This window comes from Nostoc sp. CmiVER01 (assembly GCF_034531135.2).
Lineage (GTDB): Bacteria > Cyanobacteriota > Cyanobacteriia > Cyanobacteriales > Nostocaceae > Nostoc.
On record NZ_JAVRBU020000002.1, the window covers coordinates 276963 to 292683 of the forward strand.

The window sequence follows — 15721 nt, forward strand, 5'->3', positions numbered from 1 at the left end:
GAGTGATGAATAGGTTTATATAGGTAGAGTTCTTTCGATATGCAACGCCAGTTTTTTTACTATCTGAGAATCTTAGCTGTAACTTACGGTGTTCTGATAGGCCTTTGGGTTAAATTCTGATTTTTAACTCCTGCCCAAACGGTGAGTGGTTGTCCAACCTTTTTATACAGCAAGCTTTCTAGAATTACACCATTATTATTGGCAGTAAGAGTTTTATTCGGCTGACGCAGAGACTCATAAAAGCCGTTGTACCAGCCGTCTTTAGATTTAAGGTTAGCTTGGACAAAATCAAATAGCTGGCTAGTATAAGTAGTATTGTAAAGCACATGCCAACCGATCGCAGCTTTGGCACTGAGGAACCGCAAATCGTTGTGTTTTTCTCTGGTATCTGCGATGGTTGCCCAAGGTTCTCCGTTGACAAACAAGCTGCTGTAAACAAAGTATGGGGGGCGATCTAAGTTGTCTTCAGTAACAGCAGTTAATTGTTTTGTCGCTTCATAACGTGCTGCTTGAGCAGCTAAAATGCGATCGGCATAAGCTTTAGGCAAAGCTTGAAACCCAGTTTCGATGCCATCTAAGATATAAGGTTCGCTAAGAACATAGTTATTGGCTCCAGAGTTTTTGAAGTCCCGTTGGTCGTAAGGAATTCCCTGTCCGTAAAGATCAACAAAGGCAGTATGGGATTGATAATCCAATGCTTGTGTAACATTCAAGCCCCAAAGCTTTAAACCATAAGCAGCATAATTCTCATAGCCCAAGCGACCTTCTTGATTGTACTGTTCTTTGCCTTTGATAACGGCAGTACCGTACATTTGTCCATTTTTGGTCAAACGCTTGACTTGCCAACGTTGCCAAATTGCTTCTGCTTCTCGCTGCATCTCTGGATATTTTGTCCCGACAATCTTCAGCCAGATTGCCATCCGCCCTAAATCTATGGCTGACCAACCAATTTCTTCGCGTTTTTCTAGTTGACCATAATTAACGGGTACAAGGGTTTTAGCATTGTAGACTTTATTGGGTAGCTCCCCTTTGTATAAAGGCATAGATGCCAGTGTTTTCAACATTTTAGTCATTTTGGCATCAAATTCAGCCGCAGCCACGATATTGAGTTCTTTAGCGCTGACTAAAGCTGCGATCGCTGCTGTTTGATCCCACATACTGACAGAGGCAAAGCCATCAACGGAATTGACTAAACCAGTTTCATCGTTCCAGTTGCGCTGGAAGTATGACCAAGCTTGACGGGCAGTTGTCGTTTCCTCTGGGGTCAATTTTCCAATGCTAGGAGCAATGTATGAAATTATTGATACAGTTAGTTGGTTCTTAGGAATGGGCTGACCTGGTAAAACTACGGATTTCGCATCAAGACTAGCAACTATTTCAGGTTCTTTAGCACCAGCAACAGGGCGTTGGGATTTCTCGGGTTGTACCAATTGTCGTGCAACAGTTTGGGATGTTGATATATCAGGTTTTTCTATGGAAGTCTTGGGAACTTGCTTAGACCAAACATTTAAAATTGCGATCGCTATCAGACCGGTAACGATTCCTCCGACCGAAGCTAGTATGGACAAACTCTTAGATGGCGGTTGAAAATCAGAACTCATACTGATTAAAGCCTTATCTTGTAGGTTAGTGTTGCTTGCGTATTTTCACCAAATACATTCTTCCCAATTTTTAAATCTAACTAACACTCAGAAGTTCACCTGACTACTACAATAAAATAGTCACGCACCCGATCTCTGGAGTTCTAGCAGTGGGATTATTTGATGATTTGAGTCGGTTTCTTGAAAACCGTTTAGAAGAATTCTTACGTAACAATCCACATTTGGAGTTAGAGGCGCTGCTAGAACAGCTGCGTGAGCAAGAAGAAGGGACATTAAAGCTGATCGCAGATTTAAAATTACAAGAGAAGCGATCGCAAGAAGAAATTCTGTCCACCGCTCAAGAAATTCAGCGTTGGCATATCCGTATTCAAAAAGCCAAAAACGCCGGCAGAGAAGATTTGGCAAGTGCGGCAGGTGAACGAGAAGCAGCCCTGTTGCGCGAAGGAAATCAGCGCTGGGGACACATGCAAGGGCTGAAAGAACGCATTAACCAATCTCAAGAACTACTGCGAAAAATTCAGCAACGACGACAGGAAGTGCAAGCTAAAGCAGCCGAAGCACAGACAGCCCGTGCTAAAGCGCAAACCCAGCAGCGTTTTGAAACTAGCGGCTGGTCGAATAAAACTAGCAGTTATTCTGGTGGCTTTGATGACTTAGAAGAGAAGTTCCGTAGCTGGGAAACTCAGGATGAGTTAGAACAAATGAAGCGGAATTTAGGAAAATAATCGTAAAGATAATTTTGGATAATTTATTTTTTGGAAGTCCCTTAGTAGCTCACCAGATTTATTACTATATTTTGTTTGTCGAAATTGGCACAATTACCCCTAAATATGTATGGTGTTATTGACCTGACTCATTTTTAAAGAAAAATGAATTACGATATTTCGCACAAACGAAACCTTCACCGATTTGATCCTGTTGCGTATCTAGTAATTGAAAAATTTCGTCTTTCTCCTCTAACTTTTGGACTGTTGGCAGGAGTCACTGCTACTGTAGTTTATCTGTTTACTGCATGGATAAGTAATACGCTGTGGTCTAAGCAGGGACAGATGGGGTTACTTAAAGACTGGATTCCCTGGTTAGTAGGACTTTTCATTAATCCAGTAACATTGGGATATTACTTGTGGAGTTTTCAAGCAATCGATAAAGTAATTCAAGACCTGGAAAAATCTGACGTATTAGAAATAGACAAATTTCAGATTGATCAATTTGTTATTAACCTCTATTCCCAAAAATGGCGCAAACTCTCTGCACTTGCCAGCGCTCTCTTTTTCAGCACTATTGTTTTTATCATCAGACCTAGATTAGAAGAGAGTTGGACTAGCTCTAGTTTCCTGCCAGGACTAACCATTACGATTGCCACATTCGCAGTCGTATATATGGGTAGTATACTTGTCATTAATTTGATTACAAATATTTGGATTTTCTATCGAATTTTAGGAAACAAGGATTTAGATATTAATCCTCTTCATCCCGATCGCTGTGGTGGTCTTCGATGTCTCAGTGATTATTCGCTTAAAACTGCCTATCTAGTTGCTGTTTTGGGTATCTGGATTGGCGTGATTGAGTATCAGGTGATTACACAAGATGTCGGAAAAGGATTCTGGTTTGTTCATCTGGTAATCCCATTGTATATTTTTATATCAATGGGATGTTTTTTTGGGCCATTGCTAGCAGCAAATAGCGGTATGAAAAGAGCTAAAGAAAAGTCTTTAGATAAAATTGCTCGGCAGTTCCGATCAGATTATTCAGGGATTTATACTAGTCTGGCTGAAGACACAGAAGCCTTCAAGAAAAAATCTGAAAAAATTCAGCAGCTACGCACTTTATATACTATGACCGATGAGTTGCCAGTTTGGCCTTTTGATGTCAAAACTTTTCGCCGATATCTCCTAACTGTTCCTACTCCTCTTATTGGTATCCTAAGTGGCATATTTAAAAAATTGCTGGTAAATATACTCAACCAACACGGTATCAAACTTGGGTAGTTAAAGGCATTATCAGATAAAACTCAAATTCCTTTATCTAGCGATTTCCAAAGATTGATAGGGGAGAGGCAGTAACAAGATTAGTGATACTATGACCACTAACTTAAACTTGCCTGAACTTATCAGAATAAAGTTCATCAGACACTTCTTTGAGTTTTGGTTCAACTACTGTCAAATGTTGCTCCAAAATTGCCAAATTGCGAATATTAGACTTATAGAAAGCATCAAATAAATCACCCACTAAAGGCACAGTACCAACGACTGCTTCTAAACCAACATTAAAAATCATTTTGGTTAAATCTTGACGTGGGATGCCAAAACGGGTAGCTAAAAATATGATGTAAGCTGAAAACGCTGTACTGATTAAATCACCAGCACCTGGAACTAAACCGATAATTGGATCTATTCCAATGCGAAAACCTGTTAGAGGGATGCGTATAGATGTATCCATCAGACGGCTGAGTTTGCGGATGCGATTGAGAGTAGCAAGGCGTTTAGCAGCGTCCATAATTTTTGATATTTACACTATTCTTAATTTGCACCATTTCTAATTATTTGTCCTGTACCGTCAGAAAGAAAAGGTAGTGGACTACCCACACTGACGCTATGAAATTGCTCCCGAACAATTTGCTCAAGTCACAGTCTGACCAAGCTTGATTTTGTACAACTTCATTAATAATTGGTATTAGTACAATTATCAAGCAAGTAAATTCTGGAAATTGTATTTAATTTACTAATCAAGATTTATTTTTCTGATAAGGTTTAGTAAAGCAAAGTTTTACCTCTTCTTTGTATTACTACTAGCACATCGTAAGAATACTTAAGTTTTTGACTAGTCATCAAGGAGAAAAAATATCAAAAATCTTACGGTGTTCAAAGATAACGTGTAATTAAATACACTTTTCTATTCCTATTTTGTGTTATTGCCACAGTATTTCCCAAAAGGTTTTCATGAGAACTGAGGCACAGAGAATAATATGTTTTTAGACATTTTAGCTAGCCTACAACGGTTATTTGTCGGTTACATTCCAGCCGTTGTTTTAGGTAGTTTTATTGGATATTTCATAGGTCTAAATAGCATGATTTATCAGCTATTTAGGCTAATATTTCAAATCCCACATAGTATCCCACCTATAGCTTTGCTACCTCTTAGCCTAATAGCATTTCAAGAGAGTGAATCGGCTGCTATTATAGTAGTTTTTTTAGGAACTCTCTGGACGATGATTATTAATACGGCAATAGGAATGCGGCATTTTCATAGACAGAATAAGAACTTTCGAGCAGCTATATTTCATCTATTTCACGCTTTGAAAGTTAGCATTTGGGTAGCCTGGTTTATAGTTATTGCTACAGAAATGTTAATCGGCCCAAGAGGACTTGGCTTTACCCTTTGGGATGCTTATAAAGCTGGCAATGCCGATTACATAATCCAAGAGATCCTCTACATCGGTATCATTGGCTTTATGCTAGATCAATTACTAGATTTCGCAGCCTATATTCTCTCGCAAATGGTTTCAGATGGGAAAAAATCTTCCTAAATTTTATAAAGAAGAATTCAGAACTCAGGAGTCAGAATTCAGCATGATAGGGCAGCAGTAGCGAGTCTGCGTACTCTGTAAAAGTTGCAAGCTACGCGTAACGCGAACATGGGTGGAGTATTCTGATTTCTGAATTATGTTTTCTGACTCCTCTTTATCTAGGCTTGCGGATTGCACCCTGCCAGCTAATAGTTTGTTTCGCAGAACGTATTCCCAAAGAACGAGTTGCTACGACTTCAATATCAACGTTGATACCAGGGCGTAAAGCTTCATCAGGAATTTTAAGTTTGCCCAAAGCTAGAGTAAAACGGTTGTAGTCACGAGTCACAAGTTCGTTAGGAATATCCCCTTCATATTCAGTTTTGTAACCAGAAAAACCGTATAAGCTATCTTGGGCGCGGAATTTTACGCGAAATTGAGTATTAATAGTATCAGACTTTGCTGCCAAATCGACTATTTTTAAGTTGAGGTTTTGTCCTGCATCGGCAAACTCTGCCACCGCTAACCGGGTAACATCTTTTTTGGGAATGGCATGGTTAACGGTAAATGTTGTCAAGTTAGCCTCACTTTTGGTGTTACCCTCAACCCATAAGTCTTCAGGGAAAGTAATTTCTACTTGTTTGTTATCAGTTAAATTTAGTGTTACAGCTTGATTGCCAAAGCTGGCGATAGGTTGTCTTTCTTGCCAAACTAGTTGAAAAGCCTCTTCTAGACGCTGTTCAAACTCAAGGTAATTATCAGCGATCGCAGAACCAGGCGCAAGTAGAGAAGTTGCCCCCATGCGTTGATTCCATTTATTTTTCGAGAGGTTGAACTGTTGGTTTGCCAGTTCCGAAATTGCTAGCTTCACAGTTGGAGTATCAGTTGCCAAAAGTTCCTTGCTATTGACAATACTCAAACTTCCTAAGCGCCCTTGGCTATCATCGCTACCATCGCTGCCATCTTGCCCATCGTTACCGTCGCTACATCGATAAACATTTTCAGTACATTTATAATCAGGGCTACCAGGAGTTCCCTTGCAGGTTTTCACTTCCCATCTCCGTCTGTGACAGTTGCAACCCTTAGTACCGTTACCACCTCTACCACCGCGCCCGCCTTCTCCACCAGTGGCCCGAACGTAAACGTTCCGTAAGTTGGCTAAATTGCTGTAATACAGTGTGAGGGAACCACCATTTCCTCCATCTCCTCCTTTGCCACCGTTACCGCCATTACCACCATTTGGTGCATTTATGTCGTGGCTGACGCGTAGGCGTTGCCCGCCCTGAGTATCGCGTTGGTAACTACAATCAGGTTGATCGCCATGCTCCCCATCTTCCCCGTCTTCACCATTTTTACCGGACAAGTCCAGATTAACGGATGAACCATTGACAAAAATATTTTGGTTTTCACCACTTCTACCATCTCTACCCGATCGTCCATCGCTTCCTGTGCGTCCATCTCTGCCATAATTTCTGGCTACTTTATAGTATTCGTCAGAAGCAACGGCGGGACATAAAACTGAACTAGAGACAGGCAAAAAGCTAGTAAATAAGCAGAATGTCAGCAGTAGTGGGAGCTTACTCCTAAAAACATTGTGCATCTAGTTATACCTAAAACTTTAGTTGAATTATCTACTACTGACGCTGATTTTCAACAATTTGCTCCCTTTTCTTTAGTAATGTGCTACTGATTTGCGTCAACATAGCACACACCTAGCTTAATAGCCGATCAAGCTGCTGTTGGGTCGTCATTAACCTTAACAACCAACTTGCCAAAATTATCACCTCTAAGTAAACCGATGAATGCACCAGGAGCGTTCTCTAAACCATTAACCACATCTTCTCTATACTTGAGTTGACCAGATTGTAACCATCCAGAAACATCACGCAAAAAATCATTAAATCGATGTTGGTAATCACCAACTAGAAAACCTTTAATCAAGGCCCGCTTAATAAGTAATGGTCTTAAATTAGGCCCTGGTGGAGTAGATGTAGCGTTATACTCTGAAATCAAACCTACTAATGGAATTCTTGCCCCAAGGTTGATTTGCTGCAACACAGCTTCTAAAATTACACCAGCTGTATTGTCATAGTAAACATCAATCCCATTCGGAGCAGCTTCTTTGAGCGCTGAATCAAGTTCTTGAGTTTTGCGGTTAATGCCAACATCGAAACCTAATTCCTTAACTATATAATCTCGCTTATCGTCACTCCCGACAATTCCCACGACTCGCGCACCTTTAATTTTGGCAATTTGACCTGCTACTGCACCGACAGCGCCAGAAGCGGCTGAAACCACAACAGTTTCACCTTCTTTCGGCTGACCGATATCAAGTAGAGCAGCATAAGCAGTCAGACCTGGCATACCCAATACACCTAGACTATAAGATAAAGGTGCTTGAGTAGGATCAAGTTTACGCAGTGTATCACCCTTAGAGACAGCATAAGTTTGCCAGCCGTTATTGCTAAGAATAAAATCCCCAACTTGAAATTGAGGATGATTTGATGTAATTATTTGACTGACTGTACCACCCACAATAACTGAACCCAATTCTACTGATGCAGCATAAGACTTGCTTTCACTAATGCGACCACGCATGTAAGGGTCGAGAGATAGATAAATTGTGCGGCTAAGAATTTCGCCTTCACCCGGTTCAGGAATTGGTGTTTCTACTAAAGCAAAATCACTCTCCTTTGGTTCGCCGATTGGACGAGTTTTAAGGATAATTTGTTTGTTAATTAAATCAGACATAAATTATTTTACTCTAAATTAATTTGACAATTTCTTGGTATCTAAGATAACGTTACTGAAGGTCTTTCTAATAGCAAATCCTCTGTTTGTAGTTGGATAAAAGTACTATTGACGAACTCTGCGATTTCTATCCGATTCCCACCGGGATCGCGCAGGAAAAACCTTACACATCCTGGAATTGGTCGTTGATCGGGAATAATTTCTACTCCATGTCCTTTTAGATGTTCCTCAAAGGCTTTCAAGTTATCGACTTGAAAACAATAATGTCGTCTAGATGCTTGGTTATTGGTGTTTTTCTCTTTACTAATGTGCAGTTCGATATCTCCCAACTTATACCACGCTCCTGAATCGTTTTTCATTACCTCAGGTCTAGGAATTTCAGTCAATCCCAAAACTTTGCTGTAGAAAAACAACATTGCATCCTCCACTTCTAGAGAATAGGTTACTTGAATATGATGAACTGCTGTAAGCTTCATAAATTTTCTCCTGGTTTGGGTTAAATTTGGCAACGCTACAATCACCTATACGACAAGCTTTCCCATACTGATGCGTTCTTCGATGAGATAGCCAAGTTTTCTATAAAACTCAACCACTTCTGCGTTGGAGACACGGACTTGGAGATTGATTTTGAGGCATCCCATCGTTATCAATACCTGTTCTGCGTGCCGCACTAGCTTGCTACCAATACCCTGTCGTTGATAGTGAGGACTGACCGCAACTGTATATAGCCAACCGCGATGGCCGTCATATCCTGCCATGATAGTACCTACAATTACGGAGTTAATCTCCGTAACGAAAAACAACTCAGGCTGTACAGCAAGCTTCTGACTGATGACCAATTTTGGGCTGCTGTGCGATGGATTATTAGGAAACACCTCATCCCACAGAGCGCTGACTGATTCAGCATCAGATTCTTGATATGGTCTTATATTCATCTACATCTCTAAATCAAAGGACTTGCCTTTGCCCATTGTTTGTGAAATACTACTCTAGAAAACTACGGTAAATCGGTAAAGTTTAAGTAATATTGTACAAAACTTACCATAAAACATTTCGTCCTGAAAGCAATTAGCTAATCCCTAAGATGACAAACACAGAAATTCGCACCGCTCAAGTTAAAGTCCCTAACGGTGATTTGCAAATTGATGCTTACTTAGCGGAACCAGCACAAAAGGGAACATTCCCAGCTGTTATCGTGATTCAGGAAATCTTTGGCGTCAATATTCACATTCGGGAAGTTGCTGAGAAATTTGCCAAAGAGGGATATGTGGCGATCGCACCGACTTTATTTCAACGCACCGCTCCCGGTTTCGAGGGTGGATACACCCCTGAAGATGTCCAGAAAGGAAGAGGGTATAAAGAGCAGACAACAGCAGATGAAATATTGAGTGATATTAAGGCTGCGATCGCCTACTTAAAAAGCCTACCAAACGTGCAAGGAGATGCGATCGGCTCTATTGGTTTCTGCTTTGGTGGTCACGTCGTTTACCTAGCTGCCACGTTACCAGATATTAAAGTTACAGCTTCCTTTTATGGTGGCGGTATTCCTAACTCAACTCCCGGTGGTGGAGAACCAACCATTACACGCACTCCAGAGATTAAAGGCCCGATTTACGCATTCTTTGGTCTTGAAGATAAAGGAATCCCCTTGGAGCAAACAGAGCAGATCGAGGCGGAACTGAAGAAACATCACATTCCTCATGCTATCTTCCGCTATCCTGGTGCAGAACACGGCTTTTTCTGCAATCATCGCGCCAGCTACAATGCCGAAGCTGCTGCTGATGCTTGGAAAAACGTTCAAGAACTTTTCCAAAAGAATCTTCAGTTTCAAAAAGTTTAAATCTTTGAATTAGGAGCATACACCTGTACGCTCCCATGACTGAAATATCTGCACATATTAGTCAAATAGTCAATCAAAAGCAAATAAAAACAACGTATTACGTTCATGATTACCGTCTTAAAACAGCCACGAGTTAAAATTTTCCAACGTTTTTCATTATTTCTATTACCTGGATTATTAACAATCTCAACAACTTTAATTAGTTGCTCAGTCCAAACCGCAAACTCAGAAAATAATACTACTGGGTTGAAAACCAAAATTGTCCGAATGGGATATCAAAGTTCTGGGGATATTGTCAGATTAAAAGGATTAATAGAAAAACGTTTACAGCCTTTGGGTGTTTCCGTCGAATGGGCGCAATTTGCCGCCGGGCCACAACTGATGGAAGCAATGAATGTAGGTAGAGTTGATATTGGTTCTGTAGGTGAAACTCCCCCGATATTTGCCCAAGCGGCTGGGACATCTTTAGTTTATGTTGCTAGTAATAAACCCAGTACTGGTAAGGGAAGTGGAATTATAGTCCAAAAGAATTCACCAATTCGCACGTTAGCCGATCTCAAAGGTAAAAAAATAGTTTTTCAAAAGGGTTCTGCTTCCCATTACTTATTAATAAAAGCTTTGGAAGAGGCTGGTTTGAAATATAGTGATGTTCAAGCCATCAGTCTCCCACCTTCAGAAGCCCGTGATGCTTTTATTCAAGGAAAAATTGATGCCTGGGTAACTTGGGATCCTTATTTGGCTGTAGCAGAAAAAAAGGCAAATGCTCGTGTTTTGAGAGATGCTAGTGGCATTTCTACTCAGGGCGGATATTACATGGCGGCACGAAAGTTTGCCACAGAAAATCCAAAGTTAGTGCGATTAATTCTTGAAGAGATAGATAACACAGGTCAATGGGCTGATAAAAACCGATCAGAAGTTGTAAAACTTACTATTCCTCACCTCAAAATTGATGAAGATATTTTAACAACAATGGTTGAAAGGCGAACTTATGGCTTAAGACCAATTACGCCAGAAATCATGGAAAATCAACAGAAGATAGCTGATTTGTTTGCCAAAGAAAAAGTTATTCCTAAACCAATTAGTATCAAGGAAGCGATGTTGACTAGCGAACAATATGCAGCCATTACACCAGAAACTATCAGTCAAAAATAGTGCCAGGAGATAGTAACATGGAAGTTTTTTGGTATTTACCTACACAGGGAGATGAGCGTTATTTAGGTACTACAATTGGAAGGCGACCAGCCACTTATCCCTATATGCAGCAAATAGCTCAAGCTGTTGATAAATTGGGCTATGGCGGGATGTTGATTGGTACTGGACAAAAACAGGATACCTGGATTGTAGCTACTTCGTTAATTTCAGTTACGGAACGCTTGAGGTTTCTTGTAGCCTTCCGTCCAGCAATTATGTCGCCTTCTTTAGCTGTGAGAATGGCTGCGACTTTTGACCAGATTTCTAACGGTAGAATTATTCTAAATGTTGTCACTGGTGGCGATACAAAAGAACTTGCTAAAGATGGGATTTTCTTAGATCACGATCAGCGTTATGAACTTACAGATGAGTTTTTGACAATTTGGCGATCGCTCATGCAAGGTGAAGAAGTAACCTATAGTGGTCGTCATCTGAAAGTTAAAGGCGCAAAACTCCAATTTCCTCCCGTACAAAAGCCTTATCCTACCTTATATTTTGGTGGTTCTTCAGATGCTGCACTCCAAGTTGCTGCCAAACATATTGATGTGTATTTAACTTGGGGTGAACCACCAGATCAAGTTGCCCAAAAGATTGCAAAGGTACGCCGATTAGCAGCAGAACAAGGTAGAACAGTCCGCTTTGGGATTCGGATGCACGTTATAGTGCGTGAAACTACGCAAAAAGCGTGGGATGCAGCCAATGAACTGATTCAGTATGTGGATGATGAAACCATAGCTGCTGCACATCGGCGGTTTGCTCAATCTGAATCAGAAGGACAACGCCGCATGACCCAACTGCATAAGGGTAATCGCCAAAACTTAGAAATTAGCCCCAACTTATGGGCAGGTGTTGGCTTAGTGCGTGGGGGTGCTGGTACTGCCTTAGTCGGAGATGCAGAGACAGTTGCAGCGCGAATGCTGGAATATGCCGATTTAGGAATTGATACCTTCGTTTTCTCAGGGTATCCCCATCTCGAAGAAGCTTATCGAGTTGCGGAATTGCTGTTTCCTCGCTTGCCACTACAAACTCCAGCAATTGCATTACCGCAGCAGGTTGCAAGTACATTCAGTGAATTTGTTACCAAAACAGATTTACTCAAACCACAGCCTGTGTAAGCAATCCAAAATTCACACATTCAAAATTCAAAAAAGCATGAGTACGAAAAAACCTCAACTTAGACTAGGTGCATTCTTGCCAAGCACTGGCCATCATGTTGCGTCATGGCGACACCCTGAAGCGCCAGCTGATGGTGGTTTGAACTTTCAACATTATAAAAGGCTGGCACAGACGGCAGAACGCGGCAAATTTGACATGATCTTCTTTGCCGATGGCGTGGCTGTGCGAGACCGCAATCAAGGAGCCGACGTTTTGAGCCGCAATGGTAAACTCGTCCACTTTGAACCTCTCACCCTATTGTCGGCGCTGTCTGTGGTGACAGAAAACATTGGTTTGACGGCGACAGTATCGACTACATACAACGAGCCTTATCACCTCGCCCGCAAGTTTGCATCACTGGATTATCTCAGTGGCGGTCGTGCCGGTTGGAATCTTGTGACTTCTGCCACTGAAGCTGAAGCGCTAAACTTCAATCGGGAAAAGCACATGGAGCATACGCTACGTTATGAGCGTGCCAAAGAGTTTGTGGATGTTGTCACCAAGCTCTGGGATAGTTGGGAGGATGATGCTTTCTTACATGATAAAGAATCGGGTATTTACTTCGATCCAAATAAACTGCACGTTCCCAACCACAAAGGCGAGCATTTTTCAGTGCGCGGCCCGCTAAATGTAGCGCGTCCTATCCAGGGTTATCCAGTCATCATTCAAGCTGGATCTTCCGAGGATGGTAAGGATCTTGCTGCACAAACTGCGGAGGTAATTTTCACTGCCCAGCAGACTCTGGCAGAAGCTCAGGCATTTTATACAGATGTGAAGGGAAGACTGGCTCAATACGGGCGCTCACCTGACCATCTCAAGATCATGCCTGGTGTATTCCCAGTTATCGGCAAAACTGAGCAAGAAGCTAAGGACAAATTCGATCAGATTCAGGAGTTGATCGATCCGGTAGTCGGCTTAAATTTGCTTGGCTCAATGATCGGTGGATTTGACCTGTCCGGCTATCCGTTGGACGGGCCTTTGCCGGATTTACCAGAGACTAACGGCGGTAAGAGCCGTCAGCAACTTTTGACTGACCTGGCTCGTAGAGAGAATCTAACAATTCGACAACTGTATTTATGGATAGCGGGAGCGCGTGGGCATCGTCAAATTCTGGGCACACCAGAACAGATTGCCGATCAACTAGAAGATTGGTTTATCAATGGCGGGGCAGATGGATTTAACATCATGCCACCTTGGTTGCCCGGAGGATTGGATGAGTTTGTTGACTTGGTAATTCCTGAATTGCAACGTCGCGGTCTGTTCCGCACAGAGTATGAAGCACGAACCCTGCGGGAAAATCTTGGTTTACCTCGTCCGGTAAATCAGTTTAGCAAAGTTGCTACTCCTGAAGTGGCGATCGCTTAACTTTATTTAACTTACGGTTAGTTCAAACATACAAAAATAATCTACAATTCTGCGTAGTCTGAACATCTGGAATACAAATCTCTTCATCGCTATAAAAGGAGTTAAAAAAGGTGTATTTTTTTGACTCCACTTCCTTTCAATATCGTTATCACCAAAGTTAAGGTTTGATTTCTGCTGGGATTATCGCAGCATATTCTTCAGGAGAAAGAGTCACATCTTTAACATTAATCTTCTTAGTAATGAATTTTTGCTTATAGAATAAGTCAGATATCTCTTGCTGTCCTGCTATCACCTTATCGGTAATCGGTCGCAAGCCAAAACGCCGCCGTTTGACTATTTTTTCCAATGTTGGCAAATCAAGCTTGGTATCACGCCCGACAATTTCAGCAACTTCTCGTGGATTTGCTTCAGACCATTTGGCTAATTTGTACACTTCTTCAAGGACAATTTTTACTAATTCAGGGTTCTCTTTAACGAAGCTACGTGCAGCTATCCAATAGCCTCCTTGGGTCGAAAGGCCTTTAGCATTACGGAGAATCCGAACCTTTTCTGTTTTTTGAAATATAGCCAGGTGAGGATCGCCTAATACAGCTGCATCAATACTCTTACGCAATAATGCTGCACGAGTTTCTGGTGCTATGAGATTGAGATGTTTGACATCTTTGAGTTCTAGTCCTCCTTCCTGCAAAGCTTTGACCACAAAGTACTGACTAGCAGTAGCTCTCTGAAAGGCAATTTGCTTACCTTTTAAATCAGCTATAGTCTTGATAGGAGAGTCTTCTGGTACTACGATCGCCGAACCCTCACCAGTACCGGGTATAGTATTAGCAAGCAAAACAAAAGGAATACCACTCGCTTGGGCAAAGATGGGTGGAGTTTCACCAACAGCACCGATATGCAAACTGCCCACATTCACTGCTTCTAAAAGCTGTGGCCCGGCGGTAAATTGTGCCCACTCTACCTTAATACCCAATGGATTCAAGCGTTTCTCTAAAACTTGTCTCGACCTAGTTATATCCGCAGCAGTAAAATATCCTATTCGTAACACCTTCGTTTTAATGCCATTAGAAGCAGCAACGGCGGTTTTTTCTGGTGTATTCGGTGTCTTGCAACTAACTAGAGTCGTAGATAGGGTAAAAACTCCAGCCATTAATAATATTAGAAAGTTGTGTTTTTTAGTTACCATAGTGTAATGTCAATTTTTTGATATTTAAGGTTGGCTGTAAATGCTTAAGGCTTAACTTCCGAAGGGGTTAAAGCCGCATATTGGTCTGAAGAAAGTGTCGCTTCTTTAACATTGATTTTCTTAGGAATGAATTTTTGCTCATAGAACAAATCAGCAATTTTCTGCTGTCCTGATAAAACTTCTTCACTAAGGGGTCTTAATGTGTAAAGCCGACGTTTTGATACTATTTCTAATGTTGGAACATCAATTTTTGCTTCCGGCGAAATTAATTCGGCTACTTTACGTGGGTTATCTTCAGCCCATTTGCCGATGTTATTAACCTCTTCTAAAATGATTTTCACTACCTTAGGATTATCTTTGACGAAATTACGCGAGCCTAACCAGTACCCTCCTTGGGTAGTAATCCCCTTACCATCTCGGATAATCCGAATACTACCGAGTTTTTGAAATAGGGCAAGGTGGGGGTCGCCAATTACAGCTGCATCAACACTTTTACGTTCAAATGCTGCACGAGTTTCTAATGGTGTGAGGTTAATGTGTTTAATGTCGCTCAGTTTCAGCCCTGCTTCTTCCAAAACTTTCAGAACGAAGTATTGCTGTGCAGTAGCTCTTTGAAAGGCTATTCCTTTGCCTTTGAGGTCAGCTATTGTTTTAATTGGAGAGTCTTTATCAACTACAACAGCAGTTCCCTCACCAGTACCAGGTTTGCTGCTAGCAACATAAACGAAAGGAACGCCAGATGCTTGGGCAAAAATAGGCGGAGTTTCACCAACAAAGCCAAAATCTACACTTCCCACGTTCATCGCTTCTAGAAGTTGCGGCCCAGCAGCAAATTTTGACCACTCTACAGAAATACCCAGTGGAGTTAAACGTTTTTCTAACAATCCTTTAATCTTGAGTAAGTCTCCAGCTGTCATATAGCCCATGTGTAAGACCTTTGTCTTGGTGCTATTAGAGGCGTTAGCGGCTTGTTCTGGTGTACTTGGTGCTTTACAACTGACTAAAGTCGTAGATAAAGTGAACACTCCACCTACTAAAAACAGTAGAAAGTAATTGAATAGCTTGAAGTGAGATTTGCTTGATATTTCTACCATAATGCAGTGGTAATTATTTAATGTTTTCGTTTC

Annotated in this window: 15 protein-coding genes; 7 read left to right on the top strand and 8 right to left on the bottom strand. The window is 41.4% G+C overall.

Going from position 1 to position 15721, the window contains the following annotated elements; translation table 11 throughout:
• Positions 1–83: 83 nt before the first annotated feature.
• Positions 84–1601, bottom strand: coding sequence for a DUF3131 domain-containing protein (locus RMZ43_RS03870; RefSeq protein ID WP_322654596.1), 1518 nt, complete (start codon positions 1599–1601; stop codon positions 84–86).
• A 149-nt stretch (positions 1602–1750) separates the two neighbouring features.
• Here RMZ43_RS03870 and RMZ43_RS03875 point away from each other — a divergent pair, with 149 nt between their 5' ends.
• On the top strand, positions 1751–2326 hold the full coding sequence (locus RMZ43_RS03875; protein WP_322647498.1) for a TIGR04376 family protein: 576 nt from the start codon (positions 1751–1753) through the stop codon (positions 2324–2326).
• A 144-nt stretch (positions 2327–2470) separates the two neighbouring features.
• Positions 2471–3589, top strand: coding sequence for a hypothetical protein (locus tag RMZ43_RS03880; RefSeq protein ID WP_322654595.1), 1119 nt, complete (start codon positions 2471–2473; stop codon positions 3587–3589).
• A gap of 103 nt (positions 3590–3692) precedes the next feature.
• Here RMZ43_RS03880 and RMZ43_RS03885 read toward each other — a convergent pair whose 3' ends face one another.
• Positions 3693–4097 carry a DUF4112 domain-containing protein gene (locus RMZ43_RS03885; protein WP_322647500.1) on the bottom strand — a complete coding sequence of 135 codons (405 nt, stop codon included), beginning with the start codon at positions 4095–4097 and terminating at the stop codon, positions 3693–3695.
• A 469-nt stretch (positions 4098–4566) separates the two neighbouring features.
• Between RMZ43_RS03885 and RMZ43_RS03890 the strand changes: the two genes are divergently transcribed.
• Positions 4567–5127 carry a nitrate transporter gene (locus tag RMZ43_RS03890; protein WP_322654594.1) on the top strand — a complete coding sequence of 187 codons (561 nt, stop codon included), beginning with the start codon at positions 4567–4569 and terminating at the stop codon, positions 5125–5127.
• A gap of 154 nt (positions 5128–5281) precedes the next feature.
• Here the strand turns inward: RMZ43_RS03890 and RMZ43_RS03895 are convergent, their stop codons facing one another.
• From RMZ43_RS03895 to RMZ43_RS03910, 4 genes are all read right to left on the bottom strand, one after another.
• Positions 5282–6706 carry a collagen-like protein gene (locus RMZ43_RS03895; protein ID WP_322654593.1) on the bottom strand — a complete coding sequence of 475 codons (1425 nt, stop codon included), beginning with the start codon at positions 6704–6706 and terminating at the stop codon, positions 5282–5284.
• A 128-nt stretch (positions 6707–6834) separates the two neighbouring features.
• Positions 6835–7857, bottom strand: a complete 1023-nt coding sequence (locus tag RMZ43_RS03900) for an NADP-dependent oxidoreductase (protein ID WP_322654592.1) — start codon at positions 7855–7857, stop codon at positions 6835–6837.
• A 41-nt stretch (positions 7858–7898) separates the two neighbouring features.
• Positions 7899–8333: a VOC family protein gene (locus RMZ43_RS03905; RefSeq protein ID WP_322647504.1), complete on the bottom strand. Its 435-nt coding sequence runs from the start codon at positions 8331–8333 to the stop codon at positions 7899–7901.
• Between the two features lie 45 nt (positions 8334–8378).
• The gene (locus RMZ43_RS03910; protein WP_322654591.1) at positions 8379–8792 is read right to left on the bottom strand and encodes a GNAT family acetyltransferase; all 414 of its coding nucleotides are present in this window, start codon (positions 8790–8792) and stop codon (positions 8379–8381) included.
• A 149-nt stretch (positions 8793–8941) separates the two neighbouring features.
• On the opposite strand from RMZ43_RS03910, the gene RMZ43_RS03915 reads away from it, so the two are divergent.
• From RMZ43_RS03915 to RMZ43_RS03930, 4 genes are all read left to right on the top strand, one after another.
• A complete protein-coding gene (locus RMZ43_RS03915; protein WP_322654590.1) occupies positions 8942–9697 on the top strand; it encodes a dienelactone hydrolase family protein in 756 nt (251 codons plus the stop codon).
• Between the two features lie 105 nt (positions 9698–9802).
• The gene (locus RMZ43_RS03920; protein WP_322647507.1) at positions 9803–10849 is read left to right on the top strand and encodes a sulfonate ABC transporter substrate-binding protein; all 1047 of its coding nucleotides are present in this window, start codon (positions 9803–9805) and stop codon (positions 10847–10849) included.
• A gap of 17 nt (positions 10850–10866) precedes the next feature.
• The gene (gene ssuD / locus RMZ43_RS03925; protein ID WP_322654589.1) at positions 10867–12003 is read left to right on the top strand and encodes an FMNH2-dependent alkanesulfonate monooxygenase; all 1137 of its coding nucleotides are present in this window, start codon (positions 10867–10869) and stop codon (positions 12001–12003) included.
• Positions 12004–12040: 37 nt separating this feature from the next.
• Positions 12041–13408 carry an LLM class flavin-dependent oxidoreductase gene (locus RMZ43_RS03930; protein ID WP_322654588.1) on the top strand — a complete coding sequence of 456 codons (1368 nt, stop codon included), beginning with the start codon at positions 12041–12043 and terminating at the stop codon, positions 13406–13408.
• 157 nt (positions 13409–13565) lie between these two features.
• Here the strand turns inward: RMZ43_RS03930 and RMZ43_RS03935 are convergent, their stop codons facing one another.
• Together RMZ43_RS03935 and RMZ43_RS03940 are read right to left on the bottom strand one after the other, a co-directional pair.
• Positions 13566–14594: an aliphatic sulfonate ABC transporter substrate-binding protein gene (locus RMZ43_RS03935; protein ID WP_322654587.1), complete on the bottom strand. Its 1029-nt coding sequence runs from the start codon at positions 14592–14594 to the stop codon at positions 13566–13568.
• Between the two features lie 44 nt (positions 14595–14638).
• The gene (locus RMZ43_RS03940) at positions 14639–15688 is read right to left on the bottom strand and encodes an aliphatic sulfonate ABC transporter substrate-binding protein (protein ID WP_322647511.1); all 1050 of its coding nucleotides are present in this window, start codon (positions 15686–15688) and stop codon (positions 14639–14641) included.
• Between the last annotated feature and the right edge of the window lie 33 nt (positions 15689–15721).

Excerpts from the sequence above, each read along its gene's own strand:
- RMZ43_RS03870 (WP_322654596.1), bottom strand. The coding sequence starts at position 1,601 with ATGAGTTCTGATTTTCAACCGCCATCTAAGAGTTTGTCCATACTAGCT.
- RMZ43_RS03880 (WP_322654595.1), top strand. The coding sequence starts at position 2,471 with ATGAATTACGATATTTCGCACAAACGAAACCTTCACCGATTTGATCCT.
- RMZ43_RS03885 (WP_322647500.1), bottom strand. The coding sequence starts at position 4,097 with ATGGACGCTGCTAAACGCCTTGCTACTCTCAATCGCATCCGCAAACTC.
- RMZ43_RS03890 (WP_322654594.1), top strand. The coding sequence starts at position 4,567 with ATGTTTTTAGACATTTTAGCTAGCCTACAACGGTTATTTGTCGGTTAC.
- RMZ43_RS03895 (WP_322654593.1), bottom strand. The coding sequence starts at position 6,706 with ATGCACAATGTTTTTAGGAGTAAGCTCCCACTACTGCTGACATTCTGC.
- RMZ43_RS03900 (WP_322654592.1), bottom strand. The coding sequence starts at position 7,857 with ATGTCTGATTTAATTAACAAACAAATTATCCTTAAAACTCGTCCAATC.
- RMZ43_RS03905 (WP_322647504.1), bottom strand. The coding sequence starts at position 8,333 with ATGAAGCTTACAGCAGTTCATCATATTCAAGTAACCTATTCTCTAGAA.
- RMZ43_RS03910 (WP_322654591.1), bottom strand. The coding sequence starts at position 8,792 with ATGAATATAAGACCATATCAAGAATCTGATGCTGAATCAGTCAGCGCT.
- RMZ43_RS03915 (WP_322654590.1), top strand. The coding sequence starts at position 8,942 with ATGACAAACACAGAAATTCGCACCGCTCAAGTTAAAGTCCCTAACGGT.
- RMZ43_RS03920 (WP_322647507.1), top strand. The coding sequence starts at position 9,803 with ATGATTACCGTCTTAAAACAGCCACGAGTTAAAATTTTCCAACGTTTT.
- ssuD (WP_322654589.1), top strand. The coding sequence starts at position 10,867 with ATGGAAGTTTTTTGGTATTTACCTACACAGGGAGATGAGCGTTATTTA.
- RMZ43_RS03930 (WP_322654588.1), top strand. The coding sequence starts at position 12,041 with ATGAGTACGAAAAAACCTCAACTTAGACTAGGTGCATTCTTGCCAAGC.
- RMZ43_RS03935 (WP_322654587.1), bottom strand. The coding sequence starts at position 14,594 with ATGGTAACTAAAAAACACAACTTTCTAATATTATTAATGGCTGGAGTT.
- RMZ43_RS03940 (WP_322647511.1), bottom strand. The coding sequence starts at position 15,688 with ATGGTAGAAATATCAAGCAAATCTCACTTCAAGCTATTCAATTACTTT.